Consider the following 15902-nt stretch of genomic DNA (forward strand, 5'->3'; position numbering starts at 1 on the left):
TGGACAGACGAGCCTGATGACCAACTCCCTCCGCTCCTCTTTCGCGCGCTGCCGAAGGCCGGTGATCAAGATCGGCTCGGCGGTGCTCGCCGGGGCGGCCGGGAAAGCAGGCCCCCCATCGCTGGACCGACAGAAGTTCGCGCGCCTCTGCGACGATCTGGCGGCCGTTGCCCAGGGCCGCACGCCCGTCGTCGTCTCCAGCGGCGCCGTTGCGCTCGGTGTCGAGCGGCTGGAGCTGAAGCAGCGGCCACAAGAGATGGCGCTCAAGCAGGCAGCGGCGGCGGCCGGCCAGAGCCGGCTGATGCGACTCTACGACGACGAATTGGAACGGCGTGGACTGCAGTGCGCGCAGGTCCTCCTCACGCACGCCGACATCGCGGACCGGGGCCGGTACCTGAACGCGCGGCGCGCGCTGGCCGAGCTGCTCTCGCGCAACGTCGTCCCGGTGATCAACGAGAACGACACGGTCAGCGTGGAGGAGATCAAGTTCGGTGACAACGACGCCCTGGCGGCGATGGTCGTCGACCTGGTCGAGGCCGATCTGCTGGTCATCCTCACGGACGCCGGCGGCGTCTACACCTCCGATCCACGGCTGGACGCCAAGGCGGAGCGCATTTCGCATCTGGAGCGCATCAGCGCCGCAGAGGAGGCGCTGGCAGGCGATCCCGGCACGGGTCTGGGCAGCGGCGGCATGCTGACCAAGCTGCGCGCCGCGCGTCGGGCGTCGGAAGCCGGCATCCCCTGCGCCATCGTCCCCGGCGAGCCTGGCATCCTGACGAAGCTGCTCGCCGGAGAAGACGTCGGCACTGTCGTCTCCGCGCAAGGGGAGCGCCGCCGGTTGCGCAAGCGCTGGATGCTCGACCTCAAGGCGCGCGGCGAGCTGCGCGTCGACGACGGCGCCCGGGCGGCGGTGATCGAGCGGAAGAAGAGCCTGCTGCCGTCGGGAGTCCGGGAGGTACGCGGCACCTTCGCCTCCGGTGACCCGGTGGAGATCTCCACGCTCGACGGCACGCCGTTTGCGCGCGGACTCGCGGTGTACTCGGCCGACGAGGTGAGGCGCATCGTCGGCCGCAGGAGCGCGGAGATCGAAGCGGCGCTCGGATACCGCCTGCTCGACTGCGTCGTGCACCGCGACGACCTGGTGGTGACGCAGTGAGCGCGGAGCGGAAGCTCGCCGCTCTCGAGCTCGCCCACCGTGCAAAAATCGCGGCGCGCGACCTGCTTCGCCGCGACCGGCGCAAGCTGGTGCTCGAGGCGGCGGATGCCCTGGAAGCGCGCGCTCCGGACATCCTCGGGGCGAACGAGGTGGACGTGGCGCGGGCGTCGACCCAGCCGGCGGCGTTCGTCGACCGCCTTCGGCTGGACCCGAAACGACTGCGGGCCATGGCCAGCGCGATGCGCGAGGTCGCCGCGTTGCCCGACCCCGTGGGCGAGATCGTCGAGTCGCAGACCCGTCCGAACGGCCTGCGCGTCGAGCGCGTCCGTGCACCGCTCGGGGTGATCCTGATGATCTACGAATCGCGGCCGAACGTGACCGCGGAGGCGGCGGCGCTGTGCCTGCGCAGCGGAAATGCGTCGCTCCTCCGCGGCGGCTCCGAAGCGCTGCAGACGAACGCGGCGATCACTGGGTGTTTTCCCGAGGACGCGGTGCAGCTGGTGCCACCTGATCGCATGCTCCTCGACGAGCTGCTGCAGCTCGACGAGCACATCGATCTCTGCATTCCGCGGGGCGGCCCTTCTCTGATCCGCTTCGTCGCCGAGCGCGCCCGGGTCCCCGTCATCAAGCACTACCAGGGCGTCTGTCACCTGTATGTGGCTCCGGATGCAGATCTCCAGATGGCGACGAACATCGCCGTCAATGCCAAGGCGCAGCGGCCCGGAGTCTGCAACGCGCTCGAGTGCCTGCTGGTGGACGCGCGAATCGCGGGCGAAGCGCTGCCGCGGATGTCGGCGGCGCTCCGGGACGCCGGCGTCGAGCTGCGGTGCGACGAGCGCGCGCTGCCCTTGGTGAAGGGCGGCATCGCGGCCATGGCCGACGACTTCGGACGCGAGTTCCTCGATCTGAAGCTCGCGGTGGCCGTCGTGGACGACATCGATGAAGCGCTGCGGCACGTCGCACGTTACGGGAGCCGGCATACGGAGGCGATCGTCACGCGGGACCCGCGGCTTGCGGAGCGGTTCCTGAATGAAGTCGACGCCAGCTGCGTTCTCTGGAACGCGAGCACGCGCTTCAACGACGGCGGCGAGCTGGGCCTCGGCGCCGAGATCGGCATCAGTACCAGCAAGCTGCACGCGTACGGTCCGATGGGCCTGAGGGAGCTCACCTCCACGCGCTACGTGGTCCGGGGAGACGGTCAGGTCCGTTCATGAACAAGGGAGGAAGCAAGAGGATGAGAAGCCCCACGCAGATCGCGTTGTCCCGCCAGCAAGCAGGTCCCGAACGCGCCGCGGCCAGAGCGGCCGCACGCGTAGACGAAGAGTCGCAGCGAACCGCCGTGGCTGCCGCCCGCGCCGCCTTGGAAAAGAAGGCGGAGGACGTGGTGGTGCTCGACCTGCGGGGGGTGTCCGGATACACGGACTTTCTCGTCATCGGCAGCGGCGGCAGCGATCGGCAGCTCGAGGCCATCGCCGAGAGCGTCGAGAAGGAGCTGACCACGAACGGGCACCGCGTGATCGGCAGCGAAGGGCAGCGGGGGGGCCGCTGGGTGCTGCTCGACTTCGGCGACGTGGTGGTGCACGTCTTCCACGGGGACGAGCGGGCCCACTACGATCTGGAAGGGCTCTGGGCCGACGCTCCACGCATCGAGGTGGAGTGAAGATCCGGGTGCTCTCGGTGGGCAAGGACAAAGGGCCCACCGCGGAGCTGGCAGAAGAGTACGCGGGGCGGATCCGCCGCTCCGCCGAGCTGACGCTGTTGGAGCTGCGCGCCGAAGGGCCCGAGCGCGAGGCCGGAACCCTGCTCGGCAAGATCCGCGGAGAGCTGTGGGTGCTCGACGAGCGAGGGACGCTGCTCGGCTCGACACAGCTTTCACAGCGGCTGGAAAAGCTGCGCGATACCGCGCAGGAGCTGACCCTGTGCATCGGCGGCGACGAAGGCCTGGCCTCGCGGGTCCGAGAAGAGGCGCATTTCGTCTGGAGCCTCTCGCCGCTGACGCTGCCGCATCGGCTGGCGCGCGTGATCGTGCTCGAGCAGCTCTACCGCGCATTCGAGATCCTGCGCGGAGCGCCGTACCACAAGTGAGCGCTCCTTGCGCGATGCGAGGTCGCTGTGTAGAAGCGCGGCCCATGCCCACCCTCGTCCTCGTGCGCCATGGCCAGTCGCTCTGGAACCTCGAGAACCGGTTCACGGGCTGGGTGGACGTGCCGCTGACGGAGAAGGGCGAAACGGAAGCGCGCCGCGCGGGCGAGCTCCTGAAGGGGTTCCGATTCGACCTCGCCTATACCTCCGTGCTCTCGCGCGCGGAGGAGACCCTGCGCATCATCCTGGAGACCATGGGCGCGCGGATGCCGATCATTCGCGACCAGGCGCTCAACGAGCGCCACTACGGCGACCTGCAGGGCCTGAACAAGGAGGACACCGCGAAGCGGTACGGCGCCGCGCAGGTGAAGCTCTGGCGCCGCTCGTACGACGTGCCGCCTCCGAACGGCGAGTCCCTGGAGCTGACCGCGAAACGGACGCTGCCCTTCTTCGACCGCTGCATCGCGGGCGACCTGCGGCTGGGAAAGAACGTGCTGGTGGTCGCGCACGGCAACTCGAACCGCAGCATCGTGATGCAGCTCGACCGGCTCACCGGCGAGCAGGTGATCGCGCTCGAGCTCGCGACCGGCGCTCCTCTCGTGTACGAGATGGCGCAGGACGGCACGACCGTGCAGTCGAAGCGCATCCTCGGCTGAACCTCCGTGGCGCCGCCCTGGGAAGCGCTGGCGCGCGGAGCGGACCTCTTCAACCGCGGGCTGCATTGGGAAGCGCACGAGGCGTGGGAAGAGCTGTGGCTGGCGCTCGACGACGAGCCGAGGCTGTTCGTCCAAGGACTCATCCAGGTGGCCGCCGCGGGGCACAAGGCGTTCGTGCAGCGCCAGCCGCGCGGGTGCGTGAAGCTCCTCACCACGGCGCTGGACAAGCTCGAGGCGGCGCCGCCGGACTTCCTCGGCGTCGAGACTCGCGGTTTTCTCGGCGCTCTCCGTCGGATGCTGACGGAGGCGGAGCGCTGGAGGGCCGGAGAGGTCGCCGACCTGCACCGCAGCCTCATGCCCCCCGTCGTCTTGCTGCGTCCACCTCCGCCGGCCCAGAAAAAATAGATTCAAAAAAATTTGGCCCGCCCAGTGCACTGACGCTCACCCGACCGGGGGTGGCGGGAACGGTGTCCATTTCGCTGCGGCTTCGGCGCATTGCGCTCGGAGTCCTGGATCTCGTGTTCCCCGCGCGCTGCGCGGCCTGCGACGCACCTGGCGACTCGCCGTTCTGCGCCCTCTGCGCGGAGACGCTGATCCCGGTGCCGGCGGGATGCCCCGTTTGCGGAGTTCCCCAGGACGAATCGCTGCTTCCGGCTCTCAAGCCGCGCCGGTGCCCGCATTGCCGCGCTTGTCCGCCACGATTCGTGCTTGCCGGCGCACCGTACTTGCACGGTGGAGCCCTGGCGGAAGCGATCTATCGGCTGAAGTACCAGAGACGCGAGGATCTCGGATCGGCGCTGGGCGTCCTGTTCGAGGCCTGCGCAGTGCCAAAGTCGGACGTGCTGGTGCCCATCCCGCTGCATCCGCGCCGGCTGCGGCAGCGCGGGTACGACCAGGCGCGTCTGCTCGCCGATGGCGCCTCGAAGCGGTTCCACCTTCCGGTCGCGCCGCTGCTGCGGCGGGTACGCGAGACGGGGCAACAGGTCGGACGCGACCGCACAGCGCGAGAGCGGAGCGTTCGCGGCGCCTTCGCCGCGAAGGGGGACGTCCTCGGCGCGCGCGTCTGCCTCATCGACGACGTGCTCACGACCGGTGCGACAGCGTCTGCGGCGGCGGGCGCCCTGCTCGACGCCGGCGCGGCGCGGGTAGAGGTGCGCACGCTCGCGCGCGCTCCGTAGGAGTGAACGGCCGCATGCCCGAAGGATTGGCGGACGGGCCCTTGACGCGTTACAGCACGATTTGGCGGACCCTTGGAATGAGGCTAGCCGACCCACCGTTGCTTCGGGGTGGGTGGGCTCGCTTCGCTCGCCCCTCGGGAGCCCGAACGCATGCACAGCCTTCTTCTCGCCGCCGCGCTCGCCCTCGTCGCCCCGCTCGACGAGAGCACACCTGCGCTCCAGGCTCGCGTGCTTTCGGGGCTGGATCGGCCGCAGGCGGTCGCCGACCTCTACCGCCTCTACGAGCGGCGCGAGGAAAGGGGAGATCAGAGCGCGCTCCTGCTGACGCTGGAAAAAGCGTCCACATCGCCCAAGGCGCGCGCAGACGTGCGCGCGCTCGCCGCGGAGATGCTGGGCGAGCTGGCGATCGCACGGGGACAGCTTCCCCGCGCGACCGCGCTGTTCGACGGTGTCGCGCCAATCCGGACCTGGAGCGTCATCGGTCCGTTCGAGAACGACGGGCGCAGCGGCCTGACGACGGCATACCCGCCGGAGAAGGAAGGCTTCGACCCGAAGGCGGTCTACCGGGGCAAGGAGCACGACGTGGCCTGGCGCGCCCTCGCCAGGGGTCACGCTCCTTACGGATTCGTCGACCTCTCCGCCGCCGTGTACCCGCGGTCCGACGTGGCCGTGTATGCCGCGACCGTGCTTCGCTCGGCGCAGGCGCAGGGGGTGCTCTTCCACCTCGGCGCTAGCGGCGCGACGCGTGTCTGGCTCAACGGCAAGCTCGTCCACGAGGACGCGGCCGTTCACCCCTCGCGCTTCGATCAGAAGACGTTCTCCGCCGAGCTGAACGCCGGAGACAACTTCCTTCTGGTGAAAGTCGCGCACAACCACGGGCGTCTCGGCTTCTCGCTGCGGGTGGCGGATGGGAAGGACGCGCCCCTCGTCTCCCTGGCGCGCGACGCCCGGTCGCCGGAGTCGAAAGCGATCGCTTTCGCCGCGGCGTCCGAAGCCGGGCGGAAGCGTGCAACGCCCGCGAACAAGCCCGCGGACGCGTTCGACGAGCTGCGCAAGGCCGCGGCCCTGCATCCACGCGACGCCCGTGCGCAGGAGGACCTCGCCATCGCCCTCCAGTGGCGCCAGCCGACCGACGAAACGGAGCGCATGCCGCTGCGTGCGATGGAGCGCGTCATGGACGTCGCGTCCACGGACCCGGAAGCGGCGCTTCGATTCGCCCGCCTCGAGGATCGCGACGCCAACAAGCGCCGCGCGGCGCTGGAGACGGCGTTGGCAGCCCACCCGGACAACGCCGCGCTTCTCGACGCACTCGCCAATTACCGGCTCGATCGCGGCGAAGGCTGGGCGGCGCTGGAGCTGGCGCGCAAGGCGCGCGCGTCCGCTCCGCAGTCGATCGATCCCATGCTGACCGAAGCTCGGGCGCTCGACGGCGTCGGCCTCTCCGCGCGCGCATCGCTGCTTCGCATCGAGACGGCGAAGGTACGGCCCGATCTGGCTCGCGCCCGTCGCGCCGCTGCCGGAGCGTACCGGCGGCTCGGCCGCAGCGAAGACGCCGCCACGGAGCTGAAGCAGGCGCTGGCACTGCGATTCGACGACGCGGAAGCGCGCGGAGACCTGGTCTCGCTGGCGCTCGACCGCGGCGAGCTGAACGATGCACTGAAGCTCCTGGGCGAGACGCTCGCCATCGAACCCGCCACGCTGTATCCGCGCCTGCGCGCTGCCGAGCTGCTCTCCGAGAACGGGCGCGCAAACGAGGCGAGCAAGGCGTATGCGCAGGCGATCACGCTCGCGCCGGACGATCCCGAGCCGCACGAGCAGCTCGGCCGCCACCGCCTGCGGCTGAAGGACGACTCGGGCGCGCTGGCCGCGTTCACCCGCGCGCTTTCGCTGCGGCCCCAGAACCCGGCGCTGCGCGAGCTGGTCCGGTCCGTGCGTCCCGAGGAGCAGTACGCGGCGGCCTACTTGTACGACGCGAAGGAGCTGGCGAAGCTGAAGCCGCTCGCAGGCGAGGACGTGGAAGTGCTGGCGGACCTCTCGGTGGTGAAGGTGTTCGCGAACGGGCTCTCCTCGCGCACGCGCCAGCTCATCCTGCGGGGCAGTACTCGCCTGATCGGCAGGTGGTGAAGGTCGAGCGCGCGCGCATCTATCGCAAGGACGGCAGCGTCCTGGAGAGCAAGTCGGAAGGGGAGCGCAATCTCTCCGAGCCCTGGTACGGGCTCTACTACGATCTCCGGGCCCGCGTGGTCGGGTTCTCCCAGCTCGAGCCGGGTGACGTGCTGGAGCTGATCACGCGCACCGACGATTCCGGCTCGAACTTCTTCGCCGACTACTTCGGCGATTTCTCCTATCTGCAGTCGACGCAGACGCGCCGCGTCTCGGATTACGTCCTGCTCGGTCCGCCGGGGCGCACCTTCTACGCAAGCGCGACGCCGCTGAAGGGCCTGGTCCACGGCGAGGGAAGGTCGGCGGATGGCGGCAGCTGGCGTCGATGGACGGCGCGGGACGTGCCCAAGCTCGTTCCCGAGCCGTCGATGCCTGGATACAGCGAGATGCTCGCGTACGTTCACGTCTCCACCTACAAGACCTGGGAGGACGTGGGCCGCTTCTACTGGGGCCTGGTCAAGGACCAGCTGCGCGTCACCGACGACGTTCGCGCAGCGGCGCAGGAAGCGGTGAAGGGAATTCCGGACGGCGACGAAGCGGCGCGCATCCGCGCCGTATACGACTTCGTCGTCTCGCGTACCCGGTACGTCGGCCTCGAGTTCGGAATCAATTCCTTCAAGCCCTACCCGGTGGAGACGATCCTCGCCCGCCGCTTCGGCGACTGCAAGGACAAGGCCTCGCTGATGCACGCGATGCTCGAGTCGCTGGGCATCGACTCGCGGCTGACATTGCTGCGGATGAAGCGTCTCGGCGGCATCGACGAGGCGCCCGCGTCCCTGGCGGTGTTCAATCACGCCATCCTCTACGTCCCCAGGCACCACCTGTTCCTCGACGGAACGGCTGAGTTCCACGGGTCCGGCGAGTTGCCGGGCGACGACCGCGGGGCGGAGGTGCTGGTGGTGGAGCCCGAGGGCGGGTCGAAATTCTTCCGCACCCCTGACGCGACCCCCGCGGACAATTTCGACGAGACGCGGATCTCGGCCCACCTCCGTCCCGACGGAAGCGCAGCGGTCGAGGTCAAGGCGAGCGCCCGCGGCGCCTGGACGGCGGAGCTGCGGCGCGTGTTCGAGCCCGCCGACGAGCGCCAGGCGCGGGCGCAGGAACAGCTCGCGCGCGCCGCGTTCCCGAACGTCAAGGTGACGGCGGTGTCCGTATCCGATCCCCACGACATCGAAAAGCCGTTCGAGACCCAGATCACAGCAACCGCCACGGGCTTTGCCTATCCGAAGGGCGACGGCCTGCAGTTCGGGCCCTTCGGACACCGCCAGAGCTTCGTCGAGACCTACGCACAGCTCTCGAAGCGGTTGCTTCCCCAGCGCCTCCCGCTGGCGCAGCGCACGGTGGTCGAGTCCGAGGTCGAGCTGCCCGCGGGATGGACGGCGACGATGCCGGAAGGCGCGCGGGAGACTGGGCCGCAAGGCTCGTACGAGATCGCCTTCACCCGCGAGCAGGGAAGGGTCGTCGCGCGCCTGACGCTGACGTTGAACGGCGGCGTCCTGCAGCCGGCGGACTATGCGCGGTTCCGCGCGTTCCTCGGGCGGCTCGACGATGCGCTGCAGCGGCGCGTGGAGGCGACGCCGCCGGCGCAGACGGCTGCGCGTTGATGCGAACGGAAGTCTTCGCGGTCCTGCTTGTCGCGGGCTGCGCCTCGGGCGCCCGTCGCGCCGAGCCTCCTCGCTGGAATCCGGACGATGCGCGGCGCAGGCTCGAGCAGGCGGAGACCGCGGCGCAGAAGGACCCGTCCCAGCTCGCCCGCGCAGGATGGCTGCGTTACTTGACAGCCTCGGACGCCAGCGGTGCGCTCCGGGAGCTGGAGCCGGCGTCACGAACGGGAACCCCGGCCCAGCGCGCGCTCGCCCTGGCGGGACTTGGAGAGATTGCGGAAGACCGCATCGACTCGCTGACCGCCACGCGATCGTTCGTCGCCGCGCTGCAGGCCGCTCCGACCGATCCCGTTGCCGAGCTCGCCGCAGTGCGCCTCCTCGATCTGGAGGGCGACTCGCCTCAGGTCGACAACCTCATCTCTGAGGCGGCGCGCGCGCTGAAAGCGCCCGTTGCCCCGCGGGCGGCGCGGCTCGTCAGGGAGGCCGCGGCTCGGATCGCCGCGAGGCGAGCCGCACTTGCGGCCGGCCCCGCGATCGAGGTGGCTGCCTGGCGGGCCGTGGGAACCGTGCAGCGATGGCGGGTCGGAGGTCCGTTCGCCGCGCTCCGCCTGTTCGATCTGCGCCAGACGCTCGCGCTCGATGGGCGCGTCGCTGCCACAGTCGCGATGAATGATCGAGCGCTCGAGTTTCCGGACGGCGACGCAGGTCTCGACTTCGAGCCGGCCGAGGGTGACGTCTTCTATGCGGCGAGCGAGATCGCTCTGGAGCGCGGAGGAGAGTACCTGCTCTGGGTGGAAGGCGCCGCGGCGCTGGAGGCCCGGCTCGACGGCGCCGTGGTGATCGCCCGGGTTCCCTATCCGATGGAGAGCCCACGCGCGCAGACGGCGGCCGTGCGCCTCGCGCCGGGCAGCCATCACCTGCTGGTCCGCTGGAGCCGCGCCGAAGGGAACCGGTTCCGCATCACGCTGGCGCGCGCAGACGGCGACGTCTCCGACCTGACCAGCACCGCGCCGGCCGCCTTGTCGGGAGCGCGCGCCGCCGCGACCTGCGAGCTCGGCCAGGCGTGCGTCGCGGCGTCGGCATGGAAGGATCGCGCGGATCTGCGCGCCGCCGCCGCTGCGATGCTGGAAGAGGATCCCTTCGACGCGCTCGCGGCGTGGCTCCTGGCGCGGGCCGAGATGGGAGACGATCGCGCTGCGTCCCGCGCCGCCGTGGACCGCGCCGTGACGCTCTCGGCAAACGGCGCGCCCGCGCTCGCACTGCGGGCCCAGCAGCTCCTGCACGACCCGGAGGTGCCGGATCGGATCGCCCGGGCGCGTGCCTTGGCTGACCTCGGCGAGGCGGCGCGCAAGGATCCGCTGCTGGTCCGCGCACGGCTCACCGCGGCGGCGCTGGAGCGCGACTCCGAGCGGTACGACGATGCCGCGCAGGACCTGGACCGGGCGGAAGCCATCCTGCGCGAACAGAAGGCGCCGCCGTCCGCCCGGATGCTGGTTGCGCGTGCGCGGCTCCTCGACGCGCGAGGAAACTCGGCGGGCGCGAGGGCGCGCGCGGAGGAAGCGCTGCGGGCGGTTCCGGGGCGCTGCGACACGCTGCAACTCTTGCTCGACCTGTCGCGGCGCGGAGGATCGCTCTCCGACCAGGGAAAGTACGGCGAAGCGCTCGTCGGATGCGCCGACGGAGAGTCGGCGGCGGCGCAGGTGGCACGCACCCGCGGCGACCTCGCGCGGGCCGAGCAATTGCTGAGGCTCGCCGCGGCTCAGCGACCGGCGCAGCCGGGGCGCCTGGAACAGCTCGCGGAGATACAGTCGGCACGCAAGGAGCTCGCTGCCGCCGTCGCTTCGATTCGGGGCGCTGCCGCTTTGGCGCCGCGGAGCGCCGAGCCGCTGCGACGCCTCGCGAATGCGCTCGAGCTCCTCGGCGAGGCGAAAGCCGCTGCCCAGGCGCGGAACGCTGCGCTCCGCCTCGCTCCAGGGGATCTGCAGGTGCGCCAGCAGATCGCGCTCGACGAAGGCCGGCGTCTCCTCTCCTGGAGCGACCGCGACGGCGCGGCGCTGGTGAAGGCCTCGAAGGAAGCGCCTCCGGGGGCGAGCGCCGTGCGGCTGCTCGATTTCGGCGCTGTGCAGATGTTTCCAGACGGCGGCGGAGTCGAGCGCGTCCACACCGTGGCGCGGGTCTTCGACAAGAAGGGGATCACGAAGTTTGGCGAGGCGCAGCTTCCCGCCGATGCCCAGGTGCTCCGGCTGCGCACGTTGAAGGCCGACGGGCGCGTGCTCGAGCCGGAATCGATTCCCGAGAAGGAAGGCATCAGTCTGCCCGGGCTCGAGCCCGGCGACGCGGTCGAGACCGACTACCTGCGCGGAATCGCGCCGCGGGGTCCGGAGATGCCCGGATACTCGCTCGGCGCCTTTTTCTTTCGCGACGACGAGACGCCGATGGGCGAGTCGACGTACGAGACCCGCACGCCCGCGCCGCCGGAGATCGACGCGCACAACGTGCAGCTTCCGCAGGGTGCGCTGACCCGCGATGCCGACGGTTTCCGTTTCCGCTACTCCGCGCGCGACGTAAAGCCGCTCCAGCCCGAGCCGCATCAGGTCCCGGAGAGCGAGGTGATGCCCTGGGTGCAATTGGGAACCGGCTCCGGGCAGAAGGAGCTGATGCGCTCGTTGGCGGACTGGGCGCTGTTGCGGACCCGTTCCGGCAGCGCCACGGCAGAGCTGGCGAAGCGGTCGACGGGCGCGGGCGTCGAGGATACGGCGCGAAAGATCTACGCGTCGGTCGCGCAGGCGGTGAGAGGACGGTCGACGGGCTCCGAGTTCCAGACGAGCGCCGCGCACATTCTCGCTCAAGGCCGCGGGAACCGGCTCGTCGTGCTGAAGGCGGCGCTCGCAGCGGCCCGGATTCCCTCGCACATCGTCTTCGCGCGCACGTTTCTTTCCGATCCGTCTCCCTACCGGTTTCCCCGTGGCGACGTCTTCGGTTACGCGGTGCTACGCATCGATCTGCCCGGTGGATCGGCTTGGATCGACCCCTCGTACCGGTTGGCTCCCTTCAACCAGCTTCCGGCGTTCCTGCGCGGACAGGACGGGTGGGTGGTGCCGGAGCCGGGCGAGGAAGCGGCCTATCTCCAGCTGCCGCAGACGCTGCCGGACCAGCGCGACGGCCGGAGCCTGCAGCTGAGCCTGTCGCTCGACGCCGAGGGCCTCGCGAGCGGGACCGGCCGCGACGAGCATCATGGCTTCGAGGCCGCATCGCTCAAGGACGCGCTGGAGCGTCTCGACGGCGAGCAGCGCAAGCAGGCCGTCGAGTCGATGCTCGGACGTGGGCTGCGCGGCGTGACGCTGGAATCGCTGGCCATCGAGCGCGAGGCGGAAATCGGCGGGACGGCGACGCTGCTCTACGGGGTGCGCGTGCAGCTTGCCCGGCGAGATGGCGCGCAGCTCTTCGTGCCCGCAGCGCTGGTGCCGTCGCGCCTGGCGCGCCGGTGGCTACAGACGGCAGAGCGGCAGGTGACGCTCCTGATCGATTCGCCGGAGATCGTCACGCAGCGCGCGGCCATCGCGCTGCCGCCGTCGTGGTCCCCGCGAGGTTTGCCGAAGCCGCTGTTCATCGCGACGCCGTTCGGCGCGTACTCGTGGAGCGCGCGAGCCGAGGCTGGAAAGCTGGTGATCGAGGAAGCGCTCTCGATTCCGCAGCAAAGGGTGAAGCCGGACCGCTACGCGGCCTTTGCGGCGTTCGCGCGCGACGTCGATCAGGCGCAGTCGCAGGAGCTGGTGGTGGCGCCTTAAAAGAACCGCAATGACACTTCGGTGTGTAGATCGAGGCCGCGATCGTTGAGCCGGAGGATCGCTCCGTCGAGCGAGCCCAGTCCTTCCTCGACGATTCGGCCGATCGCCGCAGCATGTCTCTCGCGAACGGCCAGATCGAGATCGCGCTCCAGCGCGGCCAGATCGATGCCTTCCGCGAGACGCAGTCCCGTGAACATCCGCTCGCGCAGGTGGTCCTCGGGCGAGATGCGCTCCGAGGACGCCTCTCCGGTGCCGGAGCGCTCGACGCGCTCCATGTACCGCTCCGGCGAGCGGTCGTTCGCATACCGGAGCCCTCCACCGCCCTGGCGCAGGAACCCGCACGCGCCGCAACCCGCGGCAGCGTACTCGCCTCCGCGCCAGTAGAGCGAGTTGTGGACCGACTCTCGTCCCGATCTCGCGTAATTGCTGATCTCGTACCGGGCGTATCCGCCTTTGCCGAGCTCTCCGCGGACTGCGTCGCCCATCTCGGAGACGACCTCGTCGTCCGGAAGCGTCAGCTCTCCGCGCCGCAGTGCCTTGGCCATCGGCACTTCTTCGGCGAGCCCGTGCAGCGTCAGGGCGTAGCAGGAGATGTGCTCCGGGCCGAGCGCCACCGCGGCGGCGGCATCCCGGGCGGCAAGCTGCGGCGTCTGCCGCTCGGCGCCGTGGATGAGGTCCAGCGAGACGTTGCGAAACCCGGCTGCGCGGGCCGTCTCGAACGCGCGCACTGCGTCGGAACCGCTGTGCCTTCGCCCGAGAGCGACGAGTTGCGCCGGCGCGAACGACTGCACGCCGATGGACAGCCGGTTCACGCCCAGCTCGCGGAAGGCGGCAAACCTCTCCTCGTCGGTGGTCCCGGGATTCGCCTCGAGCGTCACCTCCGCTTCGGGTTCGACGGACCACAGCGACCGGATCTCCCGGAGCACGCGCCCGAATTGCGTCGGGTCCCACAGCGACGGCGTGCCGCCGCCGAAATAGATGGAGATGGCCTTCCGATCCGGAAACTGCGCCGCGCGGACGCGAAGCTCGCGGACCACGGAATCGGTGTAGCGCTGCTGCGGGATCACCGCTTCGGCGCGAGACGCGAAATCGCAGTACGGGCACTTCGAGAGACAGTACGGGAAGTGGATGTAGACGCCGAACTGCATCAGTCCTCGTGGAACTTCGCACGCAGCGTCTCCCGCTGCGCGGTGGCGACCCACTCTTGCAGCGGCGGCCACGCCCAGACCGCGTCGCAGTACGACTTGGCGGCGCCGGAGACCGGAATCGAATAGGTGCGGAACCGAGAGACCACCGGCGCGTAGAACGCGTCGGCGACGCATGGTTCCTTCCCGAAGAGGAAGGGACCGCCGCTCTGATTCAGGCATTCCTGCCAGATGGCGACGATCCGGTCGACGTCCGCCTGCGTCTCCGGACGAAGCGCTTTGTAGGGATACTGCTGGACGATTTTCATCGAGCAGTCGTTGCGCAGGTTCGCGAAGCCCGCGTGCATCTCCGCAGCCACCGACCGGGCACGAGCGCGCTGCGCGGCGTCCCTGGGCCAGAGGCGCTTGTCGGGAAACTTCTCGTGGAGGTACTCGGCGATCGCCAGGGAATCCCAGACGGTGATCTCGCCGTCGATGAGCGCCGGCACGCGTCCGCTCGGCGAGTACTTGCGGATCTGCTGCGCCGTGTCCGGCATGTCGAGGGGAACGACGATTTCCTCGTAGGGGACGTTGGCGAGCTTGAGCGCCAACCAGCCGCGGAGCGACCAGGAGGAGTACTTCTTGTTTCCGACGACGATCTTGAGCATGGGAGCGTCCTGATAACCGATGCAGCGCCGAAACGCGAGCGACCGTGATCACGACGCGGCGCGTGGTAATCTGTACGGTCTCGGATGGCGGACAAGGATCTCATCGATGCAATCGCCCGCGGGATCGTCGTTTTCGACGGCGCCATGGGCACGACCCTGCAGCGGATGCAGCTTGCCGGTGACCTGACGGTCAAGGACTTCGAAGGCCGGCAGGGGTGCAACGAGATTCTCTCGCTGACGCGTCCCGACGTCGTCTCCGGCGTGCACCGCTCGTACTTGGAGGTCGGGTGCGACGTCGTCGAGACGAACACCTTCGGCGGCAGCCGGCCGAAGCTCGAAGAGTTCGAGCTGGGCGCCCGCGTGGCGGAGGTGAACGAGCAGGCGGCGCGAATCGCGCGAGCGGAAGCCGACCGCGCCCAGCGCGGTGACGGGCGGCGGCGCTACGTCGCCGGATCGCTCGGGCCGAGCGGATTTCTGCCCTCCTCCAGCGATCCCGATCTCGGACGCGTCAGTCCCGCGGAACTGACCGAGATCTTCCGCGAACAGACGGTCTCGCTGCTGCGCGGCGGTGTCGACTGCATCATCGCGGAGACCGCGCAGGACCTGCTCGAGCTGCGCTCGCAGATCTTCGGTGCCCGCCGGGCGATGCAAGAGACCGGGCGCAGCGTCCCGGTGATTGCGCAGATCACCCTCGATCCGTCCGGCCGCATGCTGCTCGGCACCGAGCCGCTGTCGGCCGCGGCGATGATCGCGGCCTGCGGCGCCGACGTCATGGGGCTGAACTGTTCCACCGGACCTCGCGAGATGGTCGATCCTCTCCGGGCGCTCGCCGAGCACGTCCCGCTCCCGCTCTCCTGCCAGCCGAATGCCGGCATCCCGGAGAACCGCGAAGGCGTGGCGATCTACCCGCTGCAGCCGGGCGAGCTCGCGGAGTATCTCGCCCGCTTCGTGCGCGACTTCCGCCTGGCGGTCATCGGCGGATGCTGCGGAACGACGCCGGCACATCTGAAGCAGGTGCTGGAAGCCATTCGCGGCACCGGCGCCGCCCGCAAGCCGCCGAGGCGCGTCCCGATGCTGTCCAGCGGACTGAAAGCGGTGGCGCTCCACCAGGAGCCACGACCGCTGATCATCGGCGAGCGCGTCAACTCGCAGGGCAGCAGGAAGATGAAGGAGCTGCTGCTCGCAAACGACATCGCCGGGATCCTCGCCGTGGCCCGTGAACAGGTGGAAGGCGGCGCACATGCGCTCGACGTCTGCGTGGCGCTGACCGAGCGCGCCGACGAGCTGGACACGATGACGCGTGTCGTGCGCGTCCTCTCCGGACAGATCGAAGCACCGCTCTGCATCGACTCGACGGAGCCGGAGGTGGTCGCCGCCGCTCTGGAATGGCTGCCGGGCATCGGCATCGTCAATTCCGTCCACCTCGAGCGCGGGTGGGAGAAGATCGACCGGATGTTCCCACTTCTGAAGCAGTACGGCGCCT

The 15902-nt window shown here is 69.9% G+C and carries 12 protein-coding genes and 1 pseudogene (1 of these 13 running past the window's edge); 11 read left to right on the forward strand and 2 right to left on the reverse strand.

Going from position 1 to position 15902, the window contains the following annotated elements; translation table 11 throughout:
• Nucleotides 1-16: 16 nt before the first annotated feature.
• The 10 genes from proB (at nt 17) to E6J58_03090 (ending at nt 12627) form a co-directional block, all read left to right on the forward strand.
• A complete protein-coding gene (gene proB / locus E6J58_03045; GenBank protein TMB41485.1) occupies nt 17-1156 on the forward strand; it encodes a glutamate 5-kinase in 1140 nt (379 codons plus the stop codon).
• Nucleotides 1153-2370 (forward strand): glutamate-5-semialdehyde dehydrogenase, encoded by a 1218-nt coding sequence (locus tag E6J58_03050; protein TMB41486.1) that lies wholly within the window; start codon nt 1153-1155, stop codon nt 2368-2370. The genes proB and E6J58_03050 overlap by 4 nt, the downstream gene beginning before the upstream one ends.
• 20 nt (nt 2371-2390) lie before the next feature.
• Nucleotides 2391-2816, forward strand: a complete 426-nt coding sequence (rsfS, locus tag E6J58_03055) for a ribosome silencing factor (protein TMB41487.1) — start codon at nt 2391-2393, stop codon at nt 2814-2816.
• Nucleotides 2813-3241 (forward strand): 23S rRNA (pseudouridine(1915)-N(3))-methyltransferase RlmH, encoded by a 429-nt coding sequence (locus E6J58_03060; GenBank protein ID TMB41488.1) that lies wholly within the window; start codon nt 2813-2815, stop codon nt 3239-3241. Before rsfS ends, E6J58_03060 begins: the two co-directional genes overlap by 4 nt.
• Nucleotides 3242-3285: 44 nt before the next feature.
• Entirely contained in the window at nt 3286-3894 is a 609-nt protein-coding gene (locus tag E6J58_03065) for a 2,3-bisphosphoglycerate-dependent phosphoglycerate mutase (protein TMB41489.1), read from the forward strand.
• A 27-nt stretch (nt 3895-3921) separates the two neighbouring features.
• On the forward strand, nt 3922-4299 hold the full coding sequence (locus E6J58_03070) for a DUF309 domain-containing protein (GenBank protein ID TMB41509.1): 378 nt from the start codon (nt 3922-3924) through the stop codon (nt 4297-4299).
• Between the two features lie 50 nt (nt 4300-4349).
• Complete coding sequence (locus E6J58_03075) at nt 4350-5072, forward strand: ComF family protein (protein ID TMB41490.1); 723 nt, start codon at nt 4350-4352, stop codon at nt 5070-5072.
• Between the two features lie 150 nt (nt 5073-5222).
• Entirely contained in the window at nt 5223-7196 is a 1974-nt protein-coding gene (locus tag E6J58_03080) for a tetratricopeptide repeat protein (GenBank protein TMB41491.1), read from the forward strand.
• Entirely contained in the window at nt 7190-8839 is a 1650-nt protein-coding gene (locus tag E6J58_03085; protein ID TMB41492.1) for a DUF3857 domain-containing protein, read from the forward strand. Before E6J58_03080 ends, E6J58_03085 begins: the two co-directional genes overlap by 7 nt.
• On the forward strand, nt 8839-12627 hold the full coding sequence (locus E6J58_03090) for a hypothetical protein (GenBank protein TMB41493.1): 3789 nt from the start codon (nt 8839-8841) through the stop codon (nt 12625-12627). The genes E6J58_03085 and E6J58_03090 overlap by 1 nt, the downstream gene beginning before the upstream one ends.
• On the opposite strand, the gene hemW is transcribed toward E6J58_03090, so the two are convergent.
• Entirely contained in the window at nt 12624-13775 is a 1152-nt protein-coding gene (hemW, locus tag E6J58_03095) for a radical SAM family heme chaperone HemW (GenBank protein TMB41494.1), read from the reverse strand. The genes E6J58_03090 and hemW overlap by 4 nt on opposite strands.
• Nucleotides 13775-14419, reverse strand: coding sequence for a glutathione S-transferase family protein (locus tag E6J58_03100; GenBank protein TMB41495.1), 645 nt, complete (start codon nt 14417-14419; stop codon nt 13775-13777). The genes hemW and E6J58_03100 overlap by 1 nt, the downstream gene beginning before the upstream one ends.
• An 84-nt stretch (nt 14420-14503) precedes the next feature.
• Between E6J58_03100 and E6J58_03105 the strand changes: the two are divergent.
• A pseudogene (locus tag E6J58_03105) lies at nt 14504-15902 on the forward strand (methionine synthase) (it continues 2038 nt past the right edge of the window).

The organism is Deltaproteobacteria bacterium (assembly GCA_005879535.1).
In the GTDB taxonomy this organism is placed as follows: domain Bacteria; phylum Myxococcota; class Myxococcia; order Myxococcales; family 40CM-4-68-19; genus 40CM-4-68-19.

Bases quoted from the DNA above. Each gene is read 5' to 3' on its own strand.
- proB (TMB41485.1), top strand. From the start codon at position 17: ATGACCAACTCCCTCCGCTCCTCTTTCGCGCGCTGCCGAAGGCCGGTG.
- E6J58_03080 (TMB41491.1), top strand. From the start codon at position 5,223: ATGCACAGCCTTCTTCTCGCCGCCGCGCTCGCCCTCGTCGCCCCGCTC.
- E6J58_03090 (TMB41493.1), top strand. From the start codon at position 8,839: ATGCGAACGGAAGTCTTCGCGGTCCTGCTTGTCGCGGGCTGCGCCTCG.
- E6J58_03100 (TMB41495.1), bottom strand. From the start codon at position 14,419: ATGCTCAAGATCGTCGTCGGAAACAAGAAGTACTCCTCCTGGTCGCTC.
- rsfS (TMB41487.1), top strand. From the start codon at position 2,391: ATGAGAAGCCCCACGCAGATCGCGTTGTCCCGCCAGCAAGCAGGTCCC.
- E6J58_03065 (TMB41489.1), top strand. From the start codon at position 3,286: ATGCCCACCCTCGTCCTCGTGCGCCATGGCCAGTCGCTCTGGAACCTC.
- hemW (TMB41494.1), bottom strand. From the start codon at position 13,775: ATGCAGTTCGGCGTCTACATCCACTTCCCGTACTGTCTCTCGAAGTGC.